This window comes from Rhizobacter sp. P3_B12, assembly GCF_056402895.1.
The window spans coordinates 1-3,377 of the sequence record NZ_JBFUGN010000683.1 but is presented as its reverse complement, the minus strand read 5'-3'; the positions used below and the strand labels follow the sequence as shown (position 1 = coordinate 3,377).

The following is a 3,377-nucleotide window of genomic DNA, read 5'->3' as shown; positions in this document are numbered from 1 at the left end:
CCGGTGCGCTTCCACTACCCGGCCGTGTCGGTCGAGGAAGATTTCGGCGCAGGTTCCGGCGCAGGAGCAGCCCGATGAGCTGGTACAACCCCGCCGACATCGGCTTCTCGGTGCGCAGCAAGCTCGCCGGCGTCGGCGACGCGGCGCGCCTGTTCTTCCGGCTGGCCGGCCTCGGCAGTGCGAGCTTCGGCCGACCGCGCCTCGTCAGCGACCAGGTGTTCTTCCTCGGCAACCACTCGCTGTCGATCATCACGGTGTCGGGCCTGTTCGTCGGCTTCGTGCTCGCGCTGCAGGGCTACTACACGCTGCAGCGCTACGGCTCGGCCGAGGCGGTGGGCCTGCTGGTGGCGCTGTCGCTGGTGCGCGAACTCGGCCCGGTCGTCACCGCGCTGCTGTTCGCCGGCCGTGCCGGCACCTCGCTGACGGCCGAGATCGGCCTGATGAAGGCCGGCGAGCAGCTTGCCGCGATGGAGATGATGGCGGTCGACCCGATCAAGCGAGTGCTGGCGCCGCGCTTCTGGGGCGGCGTGATCGCGATGCCTTTCCTGGCGGCGGTGTTCAGCGCGGTCGGCATCATCGGCGGCTGGCTGGTCGCGGTGCCGCTGATCGGCATCGACGCCGGTTCGTTCTGGTCGCAGATGCAGGGCGGTGTCGACGTCTGGGCCGATGTCGGCAACGGCGTGATCAAGAGCCTCGTCTTCGGTTTCACCGTCACCTTCATCGCGCTGCTGCAGGGCTACAACTGCAAGCCGACGCCTGAAGGCGTGTCCGCCGCCACCACGCGCACCGTCGTGATGGCATCGCTTGCAACGCTGGGGCTCGATTTCGTGCTCACGGCCATGATGTTCTCGATTTGAAGAAAGAGGCGACGATGCAGAAATCTCGTCACGATGTGTGGGTGGGCCTGTTCGTGCTGATCGGCGCGGCAGCGGTGTTGTTCCTCGCGTTGAAGGCCGGCAACCTGCTGAGCCTGAACTTCGACGAGACCTACCAGGTGATCACCAAGTTCGACAACATCGGCGGGCTGAAGCCGCGCGCGGCCGTCAAGAGCGCCGGCGTGGTGGTCGGCCGCGTCGAGTCGATCGGCTTCGACGACAAGAGCTACCAGGCGCGCGTCGTGCTGCAGCTGCAGAAGAAGTTCGCGTTCCCGAAGGACAGCTCGGCCAAGATCCTGACGTCCGGCCTGCTCGGCGAGCAGTACATCGGGCTGGAGGCGGGTGCCGAGGAAAAGAACCTGGCGGCCGGCGACGTCATCAGCCAGACCCAGTCGGCGGTGGTGCTCGAGAACCTGATCAGCCAGTTCCTGTACAGCAAGGCGGCCGATTCCGGCGCGCCTGCGGCTGCGGCGGCGCCCGCCAGCGGAGCGAAGAAGTGAACCTGCGCGCGCTGCGTCTGCTGCGCCTGGCTTTCGCCGGCCTCGCGCTGGCGTGGCTTGCGTCGCTCACCGGCTGCGCGACGACCGCACCGGGGCCCGATGGCAAGCCGGTGCAGCGCGTCGACCCGTGGGAGAGCTGGAACCGCAAGGTCTACAACTTCAACGACGCGCTCGACACCGCGGTGCTGAAGCCGGTGGCCACCACCTACCGCGATGTCGTGCCGCAACCGACGCGGCGCGGCATCAGCAACATCTTCGGCAACGTGTCGGACCTGTGGTCGGCGTTCAACAACGTGCTGCAGGGCAAGGTCGACTCCGGCATGCAGGACGTGATGCGCGTGACCACCAACACGATCTTCGGTCTCGGCGGCTTCTTCGACGTCGCCACCGAGATGGGCCTGGACCGGCACAACGAGGACCTCGGGCAGACGTTCGGGCGCTGGGGCATGAGTTCAGGGCCGTACGTGGTGTGGCCGTTCTTCGGGCCGTCGACGCTGCGCGATTCGATCGCGCTGCCGATCGACCGCTCGGTATCGCCGGCGCTGGCCTTCAACGACAGCCTGGCGCGCTACGCGGTGGTCGGTGTCGGTTTCGTCAACGAGCGCGCCGCGCTGCTCGGCGCCAGCGGCATGCTCGACGACATCGCGCTCGACAAGTACACCTTCATCCGCGATGCCTACCTGCAGCGCCGGCGCAGCCTCGTCTACGACGGCGAGGTGCCGGAGTCGAAGGACGAACGCTACGACCAGGACGAGGCACCGGCGTCGGCACCCGCAGCGGCCCCGGCACCGGCCGCCTCGCCCGCGTCGGCGCCGAAACCATGAACTTCACCTGCCGGAAACGATCCGGCGGCCAACCGGCAGAGACCCACGGCCGTTGAGGTCATGTGCCGGATCGCCGCGCAGACGCAGCGAACTCCAGATACCGTGCCCGCTCCAAGCTGCGAGGCTCTTCCCCGAAAGGAACCACAGATGCTCAACCCACAATTTGTCAGATGGATCTCCGCCGCGACGATCGCCGTGGCCAGTGCCGCCGCGTTCGCGCAGCAGGCGCCCGACCAGCTCGTGAAGCAGGTGTCGTCCGAGGTGCTCGATGCGGCCAAGRCTGACAAGTCGATCCAGGCCGGTGACGTGAAGCAGGTCTCGGCGCTGGTCGAGGCCAAGGTGATGCCGCACGTCAACTTCCAGCGCATGACGGCCTCGGCGGTCGGCCGCTACTGGCGCCAGGCCACGCCCGAGCAGCAGAAGAAGCTGCAGGACGAGTTCAAGACGCTGCTGGTGCGCACCTATTCCGGCGCGCTCGCGCAGGTGCGTGACCAGACCGTGCAGCTGAAGCCGATGCGCTCGTCGCCTGAAGACACCGAGGTGATCGTGCGCACCGAGATCCGCGGCAAGGGCGATCCGATCCAGCTCGACTACCGCCTCGAGAAGGCGGCCAGCGGCTGGAAGATCTACGACGTCAACGTGCTCGGCGTCTGGCTGGTCGAGAACTACCGCAACAGCTTCGCGCAGGAGATCGGTGCTGGCGGCATCGACGGCCTGATCGCCAAGCTGATCGAGCGCAACAAGTCGGCTGCCGGCAAGAGCTGAGGCCGACATGCTGTTGCTGCCCGCCACGGTGACGACGCGCGAGGCCCGCGACACGCAGCGCATGCTGTCGCAGGCCTTGCAGCAGGAAGTGAAGACGCAGTCCGAGCCCACCGTGACGGTGGATGCCTCGGGTTTGGCGCAGTTCGATTCGGCGGCGCTTGCGGTGCTGCTGGAGTGCCAGCGGCTGGCGACGGCGTTCGGCAAGGGGTTCGCGGTGCGCAATGCACCGGCGAAGCTGGCTGAGCTGGCTCGGCTGTATGGGGTGGATGGGCTGTTGCTGAAGGCTGCTTAGGCGTCGTGTCCTGTCGCGCCGCGCAGACCCACCCGCTCTTGTTGGGGGGAAAAGATTGAAGTGACCGACGAGCGCGCGAGCGCTCGCATGCTCGTCGGTCACTTCAATCTTTTCCCCCAAA

The 3,377-nt window shown here is 67.2% G+C and carries 5 protein-coding genes; all 5 read left to right on the top strand.

The window, feature by feature from the left end; all coding sequences use genetic code 11:
* Nucleotides 1–74: 74 nt before the first annotated feature.
* The 5 genes from mlaE to AC1D01_RS26085 all read left to right on the top strand — a co-directional run bounded on the left by mlaE (nucleotide 75) and on the right by AC1D01_RS26085 (nucleotide 3,256).
* Nucleotides 75–857, top strand: coding sequence for a lipid asymmetry maintenance ABC transporter permease subunit MlaE (gene mlaE, locus AC1D01_RS26105; RefSeq protein ID WP_477871543.1), 783 nt, complete (start codon nucleotides 75–77; stop codon nucleotides 855–857).
* Nucleotides 858–871: 14 nt separating this feature from the next.
* Nucleotides 872–1,375 carry an outer membrane lipid asymmetry maintenance protein MlaD gene (mlaD, locus tag AC1D01_RS26100; protein WP_047501040.1) on the top strand — a complete coding sequence of 168 codons (504 nt, stop codon included), beginning with the start codon at nucleotides 872–874 and terminating at the stop codon, nucleotides 1,373–1,375.
* Nucleotides 1,372–2,199, top strand: a complete 828-nt coding sequence (locus AC1D01_RS26095; protein ID WP_477871541.1) for an MlaA family lipoprotein — start codon at nucleotides 1,372–1,374, stop codon at nucleotides 2,197–2,199. Before mlaD ends, AC1D01_RS26095 begins: the two co-directional genes overlap by 4 nt.
* Before the next feature lie 147 nt (nucleotides 2,200–2,346).
* Entirely contained in the window at nucleotides 2,347–2,964 is a 618-nt protein-coding gene (locus tag AC1D01_RS26090) for an MlaC/ttg2D family ABC transporter substrate-binding protein (RefSeq protein WP_477871539.1), read from the top strand.
* 7 nt (nucleotides 2,965–2,971) lie between these two features.
* The gene (locus AC1D01_RS26085; protein ID WP_477871537.1) at nucleotides 2,972–3,256 is read left to right on the top strand and encodes an STAS domain-containing protein; all 285 of its coding nucleotides are present in this window, start codon (nucleotides 2,972–2,974) and stop codon (nucleotides 3,254–3,256) included.
* Nucleotides 3,257–3,377 lie beyond the last annotated feature (121 nt).

Coding starts and splice junctions, on each gene's coding strand:
- mlaE (WP_477871543.1), top strand. CDS start 75: ATGAGCTGGTACAACCCCGCCGACATCGGCTTCTCGGTGCGCAGCAAG.
- mlaD (WP_047501040.1), top strand. CDS start 872: ATGCAGAAATCTCGTCACGATGTGTGGGTGGGCCTGTTCGTGCTGATC.
- AC1D01_RS26085 (WP_477871537.1), top strand. CDS start 2,972: ATGCTGTTGCTGCCCGCCACGGTGACGACGCGCGAGGCCCGCGACACG.